This is a genomic window from Leptolyngbya sp. FACHB-8, assembly GCF_014695575.1.
GTDB lineage: Bacteria > Cyanobacteriota > Cyanobacteriia > Elainellales > Elainellaceae > Vacuolonema.
In genome coordinates, this window is the sequence record NZ_JACJOO010000059.1 from 1 (window position 1) to 19,661 (window position 19,661).

A 19,661-nucleotide genomic window follows, 5' to 3' on the forward strand; every position below is an offset into this window, starting at 1 on the left:
GTGCCCGAAGGGCGCGAACTCTCAGCTTTGAAGCCCATATTGCTATAAAAAGCGCAGCAATTCTCATTTTGAAATCAGGCCCGAAAACCGCGCGCCGAAGGCGCGCGGTTTTCGGGCCTCAAAGCCAAGAGTTCACGCCCGTAGGGCGTGAACTCTTGGCTTTGAAGCCCATATTGCTGTAAAAAGCGGGGTGCCATTGACGCCCCGCTGAAAATTTGATAGTTTTTACGATCTCGGCCAAAAATTAGGACGGTGGCTTAGGCCACAGCCTCAGATGCACTAGGGGTAGCGCCCTGAATCTTCTGTTGCACATCGAAGGCGATCGCAAACCGAGCTTGAGGTATCATACGGGCCACAATCTTCAGGTAAGCTTCTGCATCACTGCGATGACGAAAACGGGCAACAGCAGCCTGCTTAAAATCGGGCATTAGCTTGTGAACAACCCACGGGTTTAACTGTTCTTGGTAACTCATAGCGTCAAAAGCATCTCTTAGGTGAAGGACATCGAGGCGAAGCAACGGCACCTGACGTATCAGACGCCTATATCCAAACGAGCCACAAACACTGCAATCGAAAGCTTGAATCTACGGGGAATGAGATGAACCCCAATACGCTATATGTAGTAAGCGCTTATTAGCCTCAACACTATATAAGGCGGAATACGAGAAAAACCGTATCCCAGGATACAGTTTTAGAAATTTGCACCACATTTAGGGGGAGCGATCGCTCAATCCCCTATCCGCCTACTAGATAGGCACCCGCTGTCGGCTATTGAGAAAGGCTATTATTCAGCTTCTACGAGGGTTCTGTCGCCAATCCGTGCGATCCCCATAGTTTTTTAAAGTACTCTGGACAGTTTTTCTGAAATCCTTGATTTCAGAAAAACTGTCCGAACTAATGAAAATTAAATCAAGGTTGCTACCTGCCTGTTGAATCTGGCTGTTCCACCCATCACACTCAACACTGAGGCAGATGGGTTAGCAGGAGCTTAGAAACCCAGGGTTCTCAGAAACACCGGGTTTCTAATCTTCACAGCAACCCCGTCTCGTTAACCTACGGTCATCAGCCCTAACCGCATGAGAATATTGGACAGAACGCTATAGACAATGCTGAGAGCAAAGGCTCCAAGCAGGGCACTCAATATCCCCCATCTCAGGCGGAAACCTGTGACGAGCTTTGCCGCTAATCCAAAAATCAGCGCATTCAGCAATATTGATGCTAACCCCAGGGTCAGAATATTAATGATGGTCGCCCCAAAAACAGGCTCCAATAAAGGGCGGATCAGGGCGTTCAACAGACCCAGAACGAGCCCAGCTAGAAAAGCAATGTTGAGGCTATCGACTTCTATCCCTAAAGGCAACTTTGAAATCAAAAGTAAGCTCAGAGCCAGAATAATGACAGTGAGAAGAAAAGGTATTAGCCAGGTCATAGGTCAGATTCTCGCGGAGATGCGTCACCAACGTTGGCATCATTAAAGCAAAAAAGTCGCGATCGCTAACGTTTTTCTTGACGCAAATCAAATTTTGCCCTGGACTGGGCTTAAAGTTTTTAGCAAATGCTACAGGCTGAGAGCTGACGGCTAAGTTTTTATAGAGTTTTTTATCCTAATTTGGGATAAGCTGAAGTGCCCATTTTTAGGTGTACATAGCGCACTCGGAAAACGTCCTTAATCCGAACTTCTCAGAAAACAATACTCTGGACAGTTTTTCTGAAACCGTTGATTTTGCGTGCGCTTCGCGCACGCAAAATCAACGGTTTCAGAAAAACTGTCCGAACTAATGAGAAAACAATGTTTCTTTCTACCCCGGGATGATGGGTGCAGAGCAACACGACTCCATTGAAGACTGACATTATTTAACCTCAGTTCGGGTTAAGGGCTTTTTCGAGTGCCGCGCTTCGCGCGGCACTCGAAAAAGCCCATTATTGCGTGCGCGTCGCGCACGCAATAATGGGCGGTTCGGCTTATCCCGAGCTGACGTTATTTAGGAGGCGCTAAAAGCTGAGGGTGGGCGTTTTATAGACATCACTCATTCGCGTTTATGGCGTCCTTGCCAAACAGGCAAGCTCGTACATTCCTTGCTTCATCTCTCAGTGCTCGATTTGAAGAAGTATTACTGTTCCAACGCAAATCCTTAATTTAAGGTGAACCAGTCTAAATTCAAATCAGACGATTTGTGCGGTTATGGGGATGCAGCGCAGTAGTCAGCGGCTCAGCCATAGATTTTGGAGCTACTACGCAAACGCTGACCCCTTAATGATCCCAAACTAGGGCGCAAATCTATTTTTTTTAGGAGCTGGAATAGATACTTGGCTCAGGCCGGCTCCGGTGCGATCTACGCGCTTCGGCGGATGTCGTAGATTAAGGGTGCACAACTAAACGGTATTGTGAAATAATTCCTCCGGTTTAGGTTCAACCTTCGACAGGACAATTTGGGAGAAGCATATGTCGGCGATCGCATCAATTCATGGTCGAGAAATTTTAGACTCTCGGGGCAATCCGACCGTCGAAGTCGACGTCGTGCTGGAGGACAAGAGCAAGGGACGGGCTGCCGTTCCCTCCGGTGCATCAACAGGGATTCGGGAAGCATTGGAATTACGCGACGGGGATGCCAAACGCTACGGCGGCAAGGGTGTACTCAAGGCGGTCAAAACCGTTAATACCACCATTGCTGAAGCCTTAAAAGGCATGGATGCCACCGATCAGACCGCTATCGACAAGAAAATGCTGGAGTTGGACGGTACCGAGTACAAGAAAAACTTGGGAGCCAATGCCATTCTGGGGGTTTCTATGGCGATCGCTCGGGCCGCTGCTGAGTCTAAAGGGCTGCCCCTCTATCGCTACCTCGGCGGCGAGGAGGCCACGCTGCTGCCGGTACCCTGCTTCAACATCTTGAATGGCGGTGCCCATGCCGACAACAGCGTGGACTTTCAGGAATACATGATCGCCCCTGTGGGTGCCCCTTCCTTCTCCATGGCGATGCAGATGGGAGCCGAGGTGTATCACGCCCTGAAATCCATCCTCAAGGGCAAGGGCTACAGCACCGGCATCGGTGACGAAGGCGGTTTCGCCCCCAACCTGAAATCCAATGTGGAAGCTCTGGATGTGATCATGGAAGGGATTACCAAGGCAGGGCTAAAGCCGGGTGATGAGATTGCGATCGCCCTCGACCCCGCTACCAGCGAGTTGTATCGCAAAGAGCAGGGCAACTACCTGTTCTGGAAGTCGGATCAGTCTCGCAAGAGCTCAGAGGAAATGATTCAGCTCTGGGAAGGTTGGATTAACCAGTATCCGATCTTCTCCATTGAAGACGGTCTGGGCGAAGAGGACTGGGATGGCTGGAAGGAGTTGACCAAGCGCCTCGGCAGCCGTATTCAACTGGTAGGCGATGATGCCTTTGTGACCAACCCCAGCATTATTAAGCAGGCGATCGCCGATGGTGTGGGTAACTCGACCCTGGTGAAGGTCAACCAGATCGGCTCTATCACTGAGACCCTGGATGCCATCAAGCTCTCTCGCGAAGGCGGTTACACCTTCATGGTGAGCCACCGCTCTGGTGAAACCCCCGACGATTTCATTGCGGATTTAGCGGTAGCCACGCGCGCAGGCCAGATTAAAACCGGTGCACCCTGCCGGGGCGAACGCCTGTCCAAGTACAACCAACTGCTCCGCATCGAAGAAGAGCTGGGTGACAAGGCCACCTATGCTGGCAAGTCTGTGGTGAAGTAGGAACGCTTCCCTCAGATAGGCAAACCGCAGTCGCGTCCTAACACGTCCCTTAGAGATTGTTTTTGGTTCCCCCAAACGCATTCTCCAAGGGTCTTTAAATTGGTTACTGGTTGGTGGTTGTGAGAGGGACTTAGCGCCCCTCTCACAACCATCGCGCATTTAGAAACACAACCTCCATCAAAGCCATTTGCCGTGCGGGTACTCTATTCCATGCATTAGTAAAAGGAAAGTGGAAAGCGTCGCCCCTTTGGGAAAATAGAAAGCCTTGGGACGAAAATGACGCCAATGGCTGGCTGCATAAATGCCGACGAAAGGCAGCTTCACCTATTGCATGGTTTTCCTTCCAAGGTAGCTACACACTGACGAAACACCTTTGTAATTGGGATTATTGAGGATGGCTGAGAACCTCAGAAGTCAGGCAATCACCCAGGGGATTCAACGTAGCCCCAACCGGGCGATGCTACGCGCCGTTGGGTTTACCGACGATGACTTTACAAAACCCATCGTGGGCATTGCCAGTGCCCACAGCACCATCACCCCTTGCAATATGGGAATTGCCCCTCTCGCCATTCAGGCCGAATCGGGTGTACGAGCCGCAGGTGGGATGCCACAAACCTTTGGCACGATTACCGTCAGCGATGGCATCTCCATGGGCACCGAGGGGATGAAATACTCCCTCGTGTCGCGAGATGTGATTGCCGACTCAATTGAGACCGCCTGCAACGCTCAGAGTATGGATGGCGTGCTGGCGATCGGTGGCTGCGACAAAAATATGCCCGGTGCCATGATCGCTATGGCCCGAATGAATATCCCTGCCATTTTCGTCTACGGTGGCACCATCAAGCCAGGCCACCTGGACGGCACAGACTTGACGGTGGTGAGTTCCTTCGAGGCCGTGGGGCAATATAGCGCGGGCCGCATTGAAGAATCGATGCTATACGCCATCGAGCGCAGCGCTTGCCCAGGGGCAGGATCTTGCGGCGGCATGTATACGGCCAACACGATGTCGTCGGCGTTTGAGGCCATGGGAATGAGCCTGATGTACTCTTCCACCATGGCAGCAGAAGACCCAGAGAAGGCCGAGAATACATTGCTGGCTGGAAAAGCGCTGGTAGAAGCCATCCGCGCCGATCGCCGCCCACGTGACATTATTACTCGCCAGTCTATTGAGAATGCGATCTCAGTGATTATGGCCGTGGGTGGTTCGACTAATGCCGTGCTGCACTTCTTGGCGATCGCCCACTCCGCTGGTGTTCCCCTCACACTGGACGATTTTGAAACCATCCGGGCTCGCGTTCCTGTTCTCTGCGATCTAAAACCCTCGGGCCGCTATGTCGCTACTGACCTGCACCGTGCCGGCGGCATTCCCCAGGTGATGAAAATGTTGCTGGTTCACGGTCTACTTCATGAAGACTGTATTACCATCACCGGGCAAACCGTTGGCGAACTCCTCCAGGATATTCCTGCAGAACCCCGTGCTGATCAGGATGTGATTCGTCCCTGGGATAACCCCATGTATCGGGAAGGCCATCTGGGTATCCTCAAGGGCAACCTGGCGACGGAAGGGGCTGTTGCCAAGCTGACTGGGGTAAAGCTGCGGCAGATTACTGGTCCAGCCCGAGTTTATGAGTCTGAAGAAGACTGCCTGAAAGCAATTTTGGCGAACCAGATTCATGCAGGCGATGTGATTGTCATCCGCTACGAAGGCCCTAGGGGCGGCCCCGGCATGCGGGAAATGCTGGCTCCCACTTCTGCCATTATTGGCGCGGGTTTGGGGGATTCTGTTGGGCTGATCACCGATGGCCGCTTCTCAGGGGGCACGTATGGTATGGTGGTCGGCCATGTTGCGCCTGAAGCCTATGTTGGGGGCACCATCGCTCTGGTAGAGGAAGGCGACTCAATCACGATTGATGCAGATAATCGCTTGCTGCAACTTAACGTGTCCGATGAGGAGTTAGCCCAACGGCGATCGCAGTGGCAACCTCCGGCCCCCCGCTATACCCGTGGTGTTCTGGCCAAGTATGCCAGCCTCGTTTCCTCCAGCAGTTTGGGCGCTGTGACGGATCTCAACGTGAAGCTGTAGAAAACTGAGGACAACACAGACACCGGGTGTTTTTGAGAAACACCCGGTGTCTCTATATCTGGGCTAATTGGGCAACCACCTGGAGTAGGTGCGTTGGGTCGATGGGTTTTGAAATGTGCATTTGGAATCCGGCCGTCAAAGCTTTTTGGCGATCGCCTCCCCGCACATAGGCCGTAATAGCCGCCGCTGGAATGTTGCCGCCCAACTCTGGAGGTAATGCCCGAATTTGACGGATCAGGGCGTACCCATCCTCATCGGGCATCCCAATATCGCTGAGCAGGATGTGTGGTCTATCTCGATGCATGGCTTGCAGAGCTTCCTGAGCGGAATTGGCAGAGATGGCGATCGCCCCGGCCTGCTCCAAAGCGACCACCAGAAACTCTCGCGTGTCCTTCTCGTCGTCCACCACCAACACTTTCAAACCCTTCAAGGAGTTGGGATGAGCCGTTAAAAATGGCCCCAGGGTATGTTCTTCCCCTTCCAACCGGGCATCTGGCAACAACGGCAATTCCACGATAAATGTGGCTCCCTGCCCTTCCCCAGCACTGGTTACAGAGACGTTGCCCCCGTGCAACTCCACCAGATTGCGCACAATCGCCAGTCCTAAACCCAGCCCACCATGATTACGGGTGGTCGTCGCATCAGCCTGCCGGAAGCGATCGAATACAAAGGGCAGAAACTCAGCGTTGATACCCTTTCCCGTATCCATGACCTGAATACGGGCATAGGTTTGATGGGTTGCCAACCTTACCTCGACCTGACCGCCTGTTGGGGTAAACTTCACCGCATTCGATAGCAAGTTCCAAACAACCTGCTGAAGCCGTTCAGAATCGCCAGAAACAGGGCCTGTATTCCAATCCAAATGAGTTATCAGTTGAATTGATTTGGCTTCAGCCGTAGGGCGAATCGTATCGAGAGCCGCCTGGACAATGGTTGCCAGATTGAGGGGCCGTAGGGTCAGACGGACTTGTCCCCGAATAATCCGCGAAATATCGAGCAGATCTTCGATCAGTTGGGTCTGGGCCTGGGCATTACGCTCGATCGAGGCCAGGGCTTGCTCCGTTTTCTCAGGGCTGAGGCTGCGGGTACGAAGCAGTTGTGACCAACCGAGAATGCCGTTGAGGGGCGATCGCAACTCATGAGACACAATCGCCAGAAATTCATCTTTCATGCGGCTAGCAGATTCGGCCTGCTTACGCGCTTCCTGTTCCCGCAGCAACAGTTCCGTTCTCACCCGTTCGATACGTTTCCGCTCCCGAAAGTCACGAGTCACCGTTGCCAGGGAGGCTGGCTGCCCGGTGATGGGATCACGAATCACAAACAAATTGTAGAAAACAGGGATCAGTTCACCCGTCCCAAAGTGTTTAAATTGCAGTTCTCCCTGCCAACTTCCATACTGTAAAACAGTGGATAAAATAACATCCTGAATCCATTCACGATCTACATCTGCAAAATAGTCAAGAAATGGAATTCCAGCATCAAACCTTGTATCGGTTAAACCGACCAAATCCATTCCTGCTTTATTCAGAAATGTAAGATTACCGTTTAAATCTGCAATCCCAATAAAGTCTGTACTGTTTTCGACAATAGATGCAAGTTGCCGATTTTGGGCTTCCGCCAGCCTTCTTTCTGTAATGTCTGTATAGGTTCCCAACATCCGCAACGGTTGCCCCTGTTCATCCCAGGAAACGATCTTACCGACGGACAAAATCCACTTCCACTCGCCCGTTTGGGTGCGCTGCCGAAACTCAGCCCGGTATTCATCTCGACTTCCGGCTACATAGTCCTGATAAATCTGGTCGGCATGTTCTCGATCATCGGGGTGAAGGCGATCGCGCCAGTTTGCTTCGTTCTCCACAAACGTGTTTGGATCGTAACCCAACATTTGGGCGTATTCAGAACTGACGATGACGACCCCAGTTTGAACATTAAAGTCGTACAAACCCTGGTTCGCGGCATACAGAGTTAAACGCAGCCGTTCTTCACTCTCTTGAAGCGCAACTTCCGCTTGTTTACGTTCGCTAATATCTGTCAGGTTACCGACCATCCGCACCGCCTGCCCTGCATCATCTCGCAGCAACAGCCCCTGGTCGTGAATATAGACATAATGACCACTGCGATGGCGCATGCGATATTCCAGTGAGTAGCGCTGGGCTTTGTCGTCCCCCTGCGGGCTACCCGCTAAAATATCCGTCATTTGCTGCTGCACCCGAGCTTGATCTTGAGGGTGAATCAGCCGCCACCACCAGTCATAGGTAGGCTCTACCTCCTCGGGCATGAAGCCTAGCATGGAGTACAGCCCTTCAGTTCGCTCAACCCGTTTTTGCACACAGTTCCAGTCGTAAATCGTAGCGCTGAGGGCGGCAACCGCTAACTGAAACCGTTCATTGGCTTGGCTGAGGGCCAACTCCGCTTGCTTGCGTTCACTAATATCGCGGCTCACGGTGGCATAGGCAATAGGCCGCCCTGTTTGAGAATCTCGCACCTGTTGCGCATTAACGAGCATTGGAATCAATTGCCCATTCTGCAAATGGCGCAACTGCAATTCTCCTTGCCAGCGTTCTTGAGCACTCAGTTGGGGTAGAACAACTCTTTCAATATAGGGGCGATCGCTTTCCTGAAAGCAGTCCAGAATATGGGTTTGCTTCACGGCGTCTGGACTCTCCAAACCAATGAACCGTCGTCCTGCCGCATTCACAAACGTCATTTGCCCTTCTAACGTGGCAAGGGCAATAAAATCCGTACTACTTTCAATTAAGGAAATAAGCTGATGTCGCTCTGCTTCTGCTTGCCGTCGTTCCGTTGTGTCTTCTGCACTCCCTAAAATTTGCGTTGCTTCTCCCAGGGCATCACGCGCAAAGACCATCTCACGACAATGGAGCCAGCGCCATTCGCCATTGGCATGACGAATGCGATAATCAACCTCACTAATTTCGCCATTTTTTAGATGGTGAAAGCGATCGCGAGCTTGTAGAGCAACGGTCAGATCTTCGGGGTGAAGTAATGCAGGCAACACATTTTCCCCCATCTCCTGCACCTCTTCGGGGGTGTATCCCAGAATCTGAACAATCTGGCGGTTGACATAAATATTCCGCTGATGAATCAGATCATGAACGTACAAAACCTGTGGGATAGTATCTGTGACCTGCTGCACCAGGTGATGACTATCCCGCATCACCTGAATCAAGCGCTCGTTCAAGTGGGCACGCGTTTCAGATTCCGCACGTTTAACCCGTTCTACCGCCAATGCGGCGTAGGTCGTTTCCCGTTCTGTAATGGTTACCCCAATGACCAGAGTCACCACGGTTTGCAGGAGCAGACTCAACTTATGGGTATGCAGTAATTGTGGGTCAACGGGGAATATGGGCTGAGCGATCGCATTGGGATACACCATCAGATAGCTAACCAATGTCACCAGGACAGTAAAGCTCGCCGTCAAAACTCCGCCCCATACACCAAAGCGAGCTACTGCCCATACCAGTGGCAAAACTCCCAACAATGAGAGCTGCAAGGTCTCAAAAACATCCGTCTGAGTGGTGCTGACGGTCAGTATGGCAAAGAAACAAACCAGTACCAGAATTAACCCAACTTCCAGACGGCGGGGATGAACAAACAGGTAAGGAATGCGACCATAGCGATGGAAGAAAGGGAGACGCTGCGTTGGCTGAGTATAGTTCAGAGACAACAGCCCTAATGGAGTAATGGCCATTGTGCCCAGGGCATTGCCCAACCACCAATGGCCAATGGCGGCCTCCAACTGCTCAGGCGCAATACGGCCCAACATCGCCTGGGTCAAGCACCCCACCAGGGCTGATGTGAAGCATGCCGCCAGGGGCACACTCACCAGAAATAGAAGCACATCGCGCAACCGTTGCAAGGCAAGCGGTCCCCGAAACCAGTAGCAATACAGTAACCATGCCACCAGAGGCTCCAGGGCATCCAGGCCACCCACCCACCGGCTCCAGCCATCACTTCCCCACAGGGGCGCCATGAATACCGAAACCACCCCCGCCAAAACAGCACCAATTGGGCCCTGCCAGAGGGTTAGGGCGATCGCCACGCCAGAAGGTGGAAACCACAAAGATACGGCTGGTTGAACCCGAAACAGCAACGCCATTCCGTGAGCCAGCACGAGAGCCAGCAGGCTCAGGGCAATTCGATACACAATAGGTAAGGGAATAAATCTAAAAATTATTGATTCAGACCGCATATATCGAAGGCCGGGTATATGTCCCTGAAACCTGGCTTTAGATATAGGCCATGGGCAAACAACCTATGCCAATGGACGAAGATCTACTCACCCAAAGTAATAGTAGATCCAAAACTTCAACGCTTCGATCTGCCCAGAGGTAGAGCTTTCTTTCTTTTATTCCTTTTACAAAGTAAGGTCAGCTCAACTGAATTAATTATGGCTCCCTACTGAGGAGATTTCTGGGAAACAATATCCCCATTATTTGGAAAAAAGGCGCGGCTTCGCCACGCCTTTTTTCCAAATAATGGGGAAGTTCTTATCTGGAAATCTCCTGAGGAATGCAAATTGAATAAAATTCCGATTTTTGTGGGAGGCTTAGCGAAGCCGCACCTTACGCAAAATTAGGATTTTACCAAACCTTAAAACCCTATTTTTTGTGTATTGCTCGTACGACAAATAGACCTCTAGGGTTTGGAGCAAGATTTGAGTCTATCTATTTTGGATCGAGAGCTTAATTACAGATTTATTTATTTGCATTCTCCTAAACCAATGTGGTAGGTATTCCATAGAAAATTTGGATAATGCATTTCTACCGTTATCCCAATATATTTCTGTCGTGTTTTAGTCGTTTCTAGTAACCCCCCAAGAGATACCATGCAACAAGGTTTCCCCGGTCGATCGCTACTTCTAAAAACACTCTCAACGGCACTACTGGCTATCGGTATGGGGTTACCTGCCCTGGCAGAACCAGCGCGGGTTGTCGGCAGCAGCCCTGGCTCACAAGTCAATATACGAACAGAACCCTCCCTCAATGCACCCAGTCCCAGTTATGGGTTGGTGGGCGATCGCGTCGAAGTGCTGACACGAGCCAATGCCGCCGATGGCTTCCTCTGGTACTACGTCAGCTTCCCCTCTGGCGTACGGGGCTGGATTCGGAGCGACTTCATTCAACTGGAAACCGCAACAACACCAACGCCAACACCAGGAACAGCACCCGCCACAACACCAACACCAGCACCCGGTCGCTGGGCTCATACGTATGTCTGTGGTGCCTACACCGTAACGCTGACGGAAACAGGCCGCGACCAGTACTCCTACAGCTCCCGGAGCAGCGAGGGTAACCTTAACCTCTCCAACGGTCAGCGGATCGGCAGTGGCTACTCCTGGAATTACGAATTTGTCAACGCCAATACCGTCTACGTGCTGGAAGACGCCTGGGATTCTAGCAGTGCTCCCGGTGGTTTCGCTGAATTACGGGTTTTTCAGAATGGGAACCCCGTCCTGCGACAAAACTGCAGCAAGTAAGACCCGACTCGAAAACCGAAAGCCTAGTTTGGGGAGTGAGCCGTGCGTATGTACGGCTCACTCCCCAAACTAGTACGCTGAGGCGGAAATCCATCACCTATGTTTTTGTGTAGGGTGCTTCGCACCCTACACAAAAACATAGTTTGCGAACTTAGGCCGCAGCCTACTAGGCTTTCGGATAGCCCCTCAAGTGACGCCTATCGTGGGAAGCCCTAAACTGAGGAACGTAGAAAACAACACGGACCATGGCAGAAGACTATATCTGGATTGTGACAGACTCCATGCCAGTCGAGATACAACGAGGCGATACTCCACGCAGCCCAACCGGGGAAGATGTGGTGCGATCGCCCAAAATTGCCAGTCGCCCGGGTATTCCCATCCCAGCCAATAAGCTGGAGCAAGGCATGGCCGAGTTCCTAAACACCATGGGACGGGTGTTGAAGCACGCTCAAGAACGAGCTCAGGATATGGGGGGCATGGAGCTGGAAGAAGTCGAACTCTCGGTAGAAGTGAATGCTGAGGGCCAGTTGAGCCTACTCGGGTCGGGAGCATCCCTCGGTGGAAGCAGTGCTATTACCCTGCGATTCAGAAAGGTTTCCAATGCTTCTTAAGCTCAGTTTGGGATAAGCTGAAGTGCTCATTTTGGTGTGCGCTTTGCGCACACCAAAATGAGCGTTTTCGAGTGCCGCGCGTTGCGCGGCACTCGAAAACGCCTTTAACCCGAACTCAGGTTTCTTAAGCTGGAAAATGCTGTGAAGGAAGCCTTGTAGGGTAAAGGGGATGGGGTGTGGAAGCAAAGTCATGCATCCCTTGCTTCCACACCCTGTCTCTAGAGTACGTTTTAAGGCAGACCCCAGGCTTGAAATATACGCAAAGCCTGAGCGCTTAAGGAATTCAGGCTTTTTGGATGAACACCTCTAAAAACTTTATTAAGAGATTCATATTAACCATTACTCCTCAGATTGGGAACGAACTTTCATAAAGAGTTGATGAATTTAGTCTGTGTACGCCAGCGCCAAGGGATAAGTTATTCGAACATATTGCATGACATTATCTGAGAATTAATACGGATGAGGATTGCCACTTAGATCCGGTTGCCCACAGGCTTGTTTCTTTGGTTTTACCGAATCATCAGCGGCAAGATGTAGCAACTTGTGAAATCAGGAGACACTACATCGGCATCAGGGGCGGGCTTTGGCCTCGGCGTTTACCTGCTCGGGTATAGCACCCGTCTAACCATGCAAATCCTTAAATGAGGGTACAGACGAATCGTTCGGAGCTGGAGTTTTTGTTCTTATGCTTATTCTTGTTACAAATACCAACGACAGTGGGGCAGGTTCGTTACGGCAGGCGATCGCCGATGCAAATAACTCCACCGAGCAGGACACCATTCTTTTTTCAGGCTCGGTTTTTAGTGATGCCAGTGCCGATACCATCACTCTAACCAGCGGGGAGCTGGTGCTCACAGACTCCAATACCACCGTAATCAGCACTCAGGGAGTAGGCGCTCCCGTTACCATTTCTGGCAATAGTGCAGCGTTCAGTCGCCTGTTTAGCGTCGCGGCTGGAGCCAGCGCTGAGCTGGACGGCCTGACCTTGAGCAATGGCCGCACCACCTCCGGAGGCGGAGGGGCCGTGCGCAACGAGGGTACGCTACAGATTAGCAACAGCACCCTGAGCAACAACCGAGCCCTTACAAGTGGAGGGGCGATCGAAAACGTTGGGACCCTCACCGTTGTCAATAGCACCCTCCAGGGCAACGTAGCTACCAGCAGTGGAGGGGGCATTGCCAATAGTGGCACCCTGTACCTGATTAATAGCACGCTTCAGGGAAACCGGGCCGGGGCGGGAGGTGGCCTGGTCACCTCGGCTGCAGCAGCGGGGGGCACCTCGGAAGCCTTTGTATTGAACTCTACCCTTTCCGGCAATACGGCTGTGTTTACGGGTGGTGGCATTCAAAACAACGGCGGTACCATACAGGTGCTCAACGCGACCCTGACCGCTAACACCGCTCCGAATAATCAGGGTTCGGGCCTCTTCAACGCGGCTGGGGCTACCCTCACCACCGTAGGCAACACGATTATCTCCGGCAACACCTCGGGAACGGCCGTTGATGTGGCGGCAGCCGGGGCAACGCTGACCAGCCTGGGCGGCAATTTGATTGGCACCACCAATGCAGCAGCAGCGGTATTTACTCAAACGGGCGATCGCCCCAACATCACGAACCCTGGGCTGATAGCCCTGACCAATAACGGCGGCTCCACCGCAACCTATGCCCTCCTGGGTACAAGCCCGGCTGTAAACGGTGGTCTTAGCAGCAACATCCCCCGGGATGTGGCCGACTTAGACAGGGATGGCAATCGCACAGAACTCTTACCGTTTGACCAGCGGGGCAGTATCCGCACCAACGGCGGTATTGTGGATATTGGCGCCTTTGAGTTTGCGTTTCCGGGCTTATCCATCAGCGCCGAGCAGGTAAGCCAGAATGAAGGGAATAGTGGAGTCACCACGTTTGTCTACACCCTGACCCTTTCCCAGGCGGCTGTGTTACCCGTAGACATCACCCTGGGTATTACTGGCGGAACAGCTGACCCTGCCACCGATCTAATCTTTACCCCTACCGCCACGATTGCGGCTGGCAGTACGAGCACCCAGGTGATTGTTCAGGTGGCCGGAGATACCACTATCGAGCCCAATGAAACCTTTAGCTACACCATTCTGGGCGCGACCAACGCCAACATTAATCCAGCCACAAGCTCGGTGACGGGAACCATTGTTAATGATGACCTCCCGACGCTGAGTTTGACTCCTGGTAATCTGACCCTGATCGAAGGTAACAATGGTTTAACGGCCTATCAGTTTACTCTCACCCTCTCAGAACCAGCGACCCAAGACATCGTCGTTAATCTGGGAATTACGGGAGGGACAGCGTCGCTCGGGTCTGACATTAATAGTTTGAGCTCAACGGTGACGATTCTGGCGGGGCAGACGACGGCTCAGGCCATCGTGAATGTCATTGGAGACACCCTGATCGAGCCGAACGAAACCTTTGTCTACAGTATTACTGGCACCTCGGGTGGCAGCGTCCTGGTGACGGGGGGAAGCGCTACAGGCATTATCAACAATGACGATGCACTCACCAATGGCAGCATCAGTGGCATCAAGTTCAACGACCTCGACCGTGATGGGGTACTCGATGTTGGAGAACCCGGCCTGTCAGACTGGACCATTTATCTCGATATCAATGACAATGGCCTGTTAGATGCTGGAGAGGTTTCAACCCTAACAGGCAGCGATGGCAGCTACCAATTCATAGATTTAACTCCCGGCTTTTATACCGTGCGGGAGGTGCCGATGCCGGGTTTTACTCAAACCACTCCCAACTCTGGATTAACCCAGGTTGAGGGTGGCTTCAGTACAGAGGTTAATTTTGGCAGTGCCGCACAGATTGTCACGACCGTTGTGGCGGCCGATGATGTGGCCACGACCCTGAGAGGAGAGCCCATCACGATCGATGTGCTGGCTAATGACAGCAGTCCGCTGGCGATCGCCATCCTCACGTCCCCTCTCAATGGCACTGTTGTACTGAACAACAACGGCACCCCCAATAACTACACCGACGATCGCCTTCAGTACACCCCCCTCCCTCAATTCTCCGGTGAGGATTCCTTTACCTACAGCATCACCGATGCAGCCGGCAATACAGATACAGCCACCGTTACCGTCACGGTGTTGGGAGGCATCCTCACCGGCAACGAGCTGGACAATAACATCGTTGGTAGTAACTATGACGATGTGCTGGACGGTGCGGGAGGCAACGATACTCTGGTTGGGGTCGCCGGGAACGATACCTTTACCGGTGGCACCGGGGCTGACCGAATCGTGATTGCCGTGGATACCCCTGGGGCAGCCGTTGTGCGCGACTTTGTTGGGGTCGGTCGTGGAAGCCAGTTTCAGGGTAATGCAAGCCAGGTCGATACGCTGCAATTTACGGGAGCCGGGGCGATCGCCCAGAACCTCCTGGCTGAGCAGGTAGGCAGCGACGTTGTGCTGCGGTTTGAGGGACGTGCTGCAACCCAGGTGACCCTGCAAAACTTTCTGCTTGAAAATTTGGAGAATCTATCCCAAAGTACCGGTTCCAATGTAAACCTGGGCAATATTTTGTTCCAAAATCAGACCGCTAACCTGGACAGCTTTGATGTTTTCAACGCCGACGCCACGCTCAGCCGCATCTGGAACCGGAATACGGTGACGTTTCTGAATGGCTTAAACAACAACACGTCTGGGCTTGATAACTCAAACGACGTGATTAATGCCCAGGGCGGAAATGACACTATCAACGGGCTCAGCGGCAACGATTTGCTGCGAGGCGAGGCAGGCAATGACAGCCTCGTTGGGGGTACAGGGGATGACACCCTCAGTGGCGGCGCTGGCGATGACGCCCTCAGTGGTGGCGCTGGCAGCGACATCTTCGCGTTCCGCTCGGAGATACCCTTTGCCGCCACAAACTTCGGGGTCGATACCGTGACGGATTTTGTGAGGGGAAGCGATCGCATCGGTCTATCTCGCACTGCATTCACGGCACTCACCAGCGTCATCGGCGGATCGCTGAGTGCGGCAGAATTCGCGACGGTAACGACGGCCGCCGCCGCTGCAGCCAGCTCGGCAATTTTCGTGTATAACACCAGCAACGGCGTGTTATCCTACAATGCAAACGCTACAGACGGTGGTTTTGGCGATGGAGGGGCGATCGCTATCTTGAGCAATCGGCCCGCCCTTGCAGCGACCGACTTTCGAGTAGTGGCGTAGGTTCTTATCCAACTAAAGTACAAGGGGGCAATACTGCCCCCTTGTTTTTTTATAGCGCTACGCACCTAGAAGCAGACAGTTTAGTGGTGAAAAGCCGGTGGAACACGGTTTTTCACCACTAAACTGTTCTCAAGCTTTAAACCGTGGCTGTCGAGGGGAAAATGTACTTCCCTGAAGGGCTATACAATGTGCATCAACTGCTGCCAGGCTTGAATTAGAGGCAAATGGGTAAAGGCCGTAAATTGGGGATCACTGGTTTCAATCACAATCCAGGTATTGTCAACTTGCTGAGCCATGTCCAGGGTGACCAAGGGGGTAGAGAGGCGTTGGGCAGCGGCGATCGCACAGTCCAACATTGCCACTTCATCCGCAACAGACAGAAACTTGTCGGGGTCGTCACCTTCCCAGATGTAGCCATAACTGAGGGGTTGTTGGCGGTAGAGTAACACCCGAAACTCACGGCCCAGGGGAAACCCATCGGGAGCCATGCGGGTATGACGCAAAGGCACTAAGCGCCGCACGATCACGCGCCCCCGTGACCAGGGATAAAGGTCAGCCAGCAACAGGTCTACCAGGTGATGTAACTCTTCCACATCGTGAGCGACACAGGCCTTCCATCCCCGAGATTTGCGCGACTGTATAGCTCCTTTCACAAAGACCGGAAAGCCCCACTCGGCTGGCACCCGTTGCGCCTGCTCAGAACAGGTGAGAACAATGCTTTCGGGCGTTAAGCCCTGTAAATGAGAATAGGCCCGGTCAAATTCCTGCACGGTCAAGTGTTCGTCGGGGGTGTTGAGCAGGTACAACCCTCGCCTGTAAGCTGCCTGGTAAATTTCGGCGTAATGTTCGGGAGAGGGAATATAGCCCAACCACACGGCAGGAGTAGGCTCAGTTTGCAATGGAATGTGCGCTAGGGCATCATCCACTGTCCCAAGGCGGGCATCATGGGAGGGGATGTGATAGGTGGGGATGCCCATGAGTTTGGCGATCGCCGTTGCCGCCTCCAAATCTCGACGACTGGCGGAAGGGGGCAATGCATCGGAGGCTTCACTAAGAACAATCATTTGCCGGGCACACATCGTACATCAACTTAACCCATACTCTGCGCGATCCTTAATTTTGCGTGCGTGAAGGGCCCACAAAAGCAAGGGTTTCAGAAAAACGGCCCGAACTCATGCTCAACACAAACTCCTCTTTATGCGTAAAGCCCGCAGAACATAGGACTTGAGGATAGCTGTCCAGAGTATTGCTACGGAATTGGAGTCAAACAATTACAACGGAAATGAGATGGGAACAATAAGAAAGTTCTACACTGAGCGTATAGCACTATGCTCAGCATTATCCCTAGAGCCGGGGCCTTTCTACCCAGTATGAGTCAAACGCAAGTTCCTGAATTATCTGTGACCTTGAATCCCCCTGTTGCAGAAAAACGTCCCTACATTCACGAGCTGCACGGCGATCGCCGCCTCGATGAGTATTTTTGGATGCGCGATCGTCAAGATCCGGCAGTCATGGCATATCTCAATGCCGAAAATGACTACACTCAAGCCCTCATGCGGCCCACGGAAGAGCTCCAGAAATCGCTTTACCAGGAGATGCTGGCTCGTATCCAGGAAACAGATCTTTCCGTCCCCTTCCGCAAAGACGACTACTGGTATTACTACCGCACCGAAGAGGGCAAAGCTTACCCCATCCACTGCCGCAAGCGAGGTAGCCTGGACGCTCCTGAAGAGGTGCTACTTGACCAAAACGCTCTAGCAGAAGGTCTTGACTATTTTGATCTGGGCATCTTTCAGGTCAGCCCAGATCACCGGATCCTGGCCTACGCTGTTGATAACAATGGGGCTGAACGCTTTACCCTCTATTTCCTCGATCTGGAAACCCGCGAGTTCTACCCCGAAACCGTCGAGGACGTCTACTACTCCTTCGCTTGGGGCAACGATAACCGCACCGTCTTCTACACCCAGGTCGATGAAGCCAATCGGCCTTATAAGCTGTTCCGTCATGCCCTGGGCACTGACACCCAGCAAGATTCACTGGTTTTCCATGAAACCGATGACGCCTACTTTCTCAGCATTGGTAAAACCCGGAGTCAGGCCTATCTGCTGATGGAACTGGGCAGCAAGGTCACCTCCGAGGTGCATTACCTGGATGCCAATGAGCCAACAGGCGAGTTTCAAGTATTTCAACCCCGAACTCAGGGCGTGGAATATAGCGTTGAGCATCACCGCGATCGCTTCTATATCCTCACGAACGAAAACGCCATCAACTTCAAGCTCATGAAGGCTCCTGTTAGCACCCCGTCCTCCGAGCATTGGGAGACAGTGCTGGAACATCGGGAAGCGGTGCTGCTGGAAGGGGTGAGCGCTTTCACCGACCACCTGGTGGTATACGAGCGGGAGGATGGCATTCCTCGGGTTCGCATTTGTCAGCTCTCTACTCAAACCGAACACAACATTGAGTTTCCCGAAGCCAGCTTTGAGGTGTATGAAGGAGCCAACCCCGAATTTGATACGTCGGTGCTGCGCTTTACCTACACCTCCCTACTAACCCCCAGTTCGGTGTTTGACTACGACATGAACACCCGTCAGCGAGAACTGAAAAAGGAAACTCCGGTGCTGGGAGGCTACGACAAAACTCAGTACGTGACGGAGCGACTTCATGCCACTGCGGCTGATGGCACATCAGTTCCCATCTCCCTGGTGTACAAGAAGGGGCTTGAGAAGACGGGCGATCATCCCTTGCTGTTGGAGGGATATGGCTCCTATGGCTATAGTTACCCGGTTGGCTTTAGCTCAACCCGCCTGACGTTGCTGGATCGTGGGGTAATGATGGCGATCGCCCATATCCGGGGTGGCTCTGAGATGGGCCGCCGCTGGTACGAGAATGGTAAATTTTTAGCGAAGAAGAACACCTTCACTGATTTCATTGCCTGTGCCGAACACCTGATTAAAGAAGGGTGGACTTCTCCCCAGCATCTCGCGATCGAGGGGGGCAGTGCAGGTGGATTGCTGGTAGGAGCTGTGGTGAACCTGCGCCCGGATCTGTTTAAGGCGGCGATCGCCCAGGTTCCCTTCGTCGATGTCGTGACGACGATTCTAGATACGTCGCTGCCCCTGTCGGCCAGTGAATGGGAGGAGTGGGGCAACCCCAATGACCCGGTCTATTACGAGTACATGAAGTCCTATTCTCCCTACGACAATGTTGAGGCGAAGGATTATCCCGCCATGCTGATTACCGCCGGCCTCAACGATCCTCGCGTCTCCTACTGGGAACCCGCTAAGTGGACAGCCAAACTCCGCGCGCTCAAAACCGACTCGAATGTGCTGCTGCTCAAAACCAACATGGGCGCAGGCCACAGCGGTGCCTCAGGCCGCTATGAGCACCTGAAGGAGATCGCAATGGACTACGCATTCTTATTCGGTCAGTGGGGTATTGCTGGGTAGCCTCAGTGCGGGTAAAGGCATTGTTATCAAGGCATTTTCCCAAAGAAAAGGTGCGGCGCTAAGCGCCGCACCTTTCTGGCTATTGAACTGAATTTGAAC

General features: G+C 52.7%; 11 protein-coding genes. 7 read left to right on the forward strand and 4 right to left on the reverse strand.

Features of this window, described 5'->3' with window-relative positions:
- Positions 1–182: hypothetical protein (locus tag H6F91_RS27725; protein ID WP_206754941.1), on the forward strand; the 182-nt coding region annotated here is incomplete at its 5' end.
- 75 nt (positions 183–257) lie between these two features.
- On the opposite strand, the gene H6F91_RS14900 is transcribed toward H6F91_RS27725, so the two are convergent.
- The gene (locus H6F91_RS14900) at positions 258–473 is read right to left on the reverse strand and encodes a hypothetical protein (RefSeq protein ID WP_190774323.1); all 216 of its coding nucleotides are present in this window, start codon (positions 471–473) and stop codon (positions 258–260) included.
- Between the two features lie 575 nt (positions 474–1,048).
- Positions 1,049–1,429 (reverse strand): phage holin family protein, encoded by a 381-nt coding sequence (locus tag H6F91_RS14905; RefSeq protein ID WP_190774324.1) that lies wholly within the window; start codon positions 1,427–1,429, stop codon positions 1,049–1,051.
- Between the two features lie 1,014 nt (positions 1,430–2,443).
- On the opposite strand from H6F91_RS14905, the gene eno reads away from it, so the two are divergent.
- A complete protein-coding gene (gene eno, locus H6F91_RS14910) occupies positions 2,444–3,727 on the forward strand; it encodes a phosphopyruvate hydratase (RefSeq protein ID WP_190772920.1) in 1,284 nt (427 codons plus the stop codon).
- A gap of 394 nt (positions 3,728–4,121) precedes the next feature.
- Entirely contained in the window at positions 4,122–5,810 is a 1,689-nt protein-coding gene (gene ilvD, locus H6F91_RS14915) for a dihydroxy-acid dehydratase (protein WP_190772921.1), read from the forward strand.
- 52 nt (positions 5,811–5,862) lie between these two features.
- Here ilvD and H6F91_RS14920 read toward each other — a convergent pair whose 3' ends face one another.
- Positions 5,863–10,020, reverse strand: coding sequence for a PAS domain-containing protein (locus H6F91_RS14920; RefSeq protein ID WP_206754942.1), 4,158 nt, complete (start codon positions 10,018–10,020; stop codon positions 5,863–5,865).
- A 636-nt stretch (positions 10,021–10,656) separates the two neighbouring features.
- On the opposite strand from H6F91_RS14920, the gene H6F91_RS14925 reads away from it, so the two are divergent.
- The 3 genes from H6F91_RS14925 (at position 10,657) to H6F91_RS14935 (ending at position 16,116) form a co-directional block, all read left to right on the forward strand.
- Entirely contained in the window at positions 10,657–11,307 is a 651-nt protein-coding gene (locus tag H6F91_RS14925) for an SH3 domain-containing protein (RefSeq protein ID WP_190772923.1), read from the forward strand.
- Positions 11,308–11,552: 245 nt separating this feature from the next.
- Positions 11,553–11,918, forward strand: a complete 366-nt coding sequence (locus H6F91_RS14930) for a hypothetical protein (protein ID WP_190772924.1) — start codon at positions 11,553–11,555, stop codon at positions 11,916–11,918.
- Between the two features lie 685 nt (positions 11,919–12,603).
- On the forward strand, positions 12,604–16,116 hold the full coding sequence (locus tag H6F91_RS14935; protein WP_190772925.1) for a choice-of-anchor Q domain-containing protein: 3,513 nt from the start codon (positions 12,604–12,606) through the stop codon (positions 16,114–16,116).
- Positions 16,117–16,295: 179 nt separating this feature from the next.
- On the opposite strand, the gene H6F91_RS14940 is transcribed toward H6F91_RS14935, so the two are convergent.
- Positions 16,296–17,180: an ATP-grasp domain-containing protein gene (locus H6F91_RS14940; protein ID WP_190772926.1), complete on the reverse strand. Its 885-nt coding sequence runs from the start codon at positions 17,178–17,180 to the stop codon at positions 16,296–16,298.
- Positions 17,181–17,486: 306 nt separating this feature from the next.
- Between H6F91_RS14940 and H6F91_RS14945 the strand changes: the two genes are divergently transcribed.
- Entirely contained in the window at positions 17,487–19,562 is a 2,076-nt protein-coding gene (locus H6F91_RS14945; protein ID WP_190772986.1) for a S9 family peptidase, read from the forward strand.
- Positions 19,563–19,661: the final 99 nt, after the last annotated feature.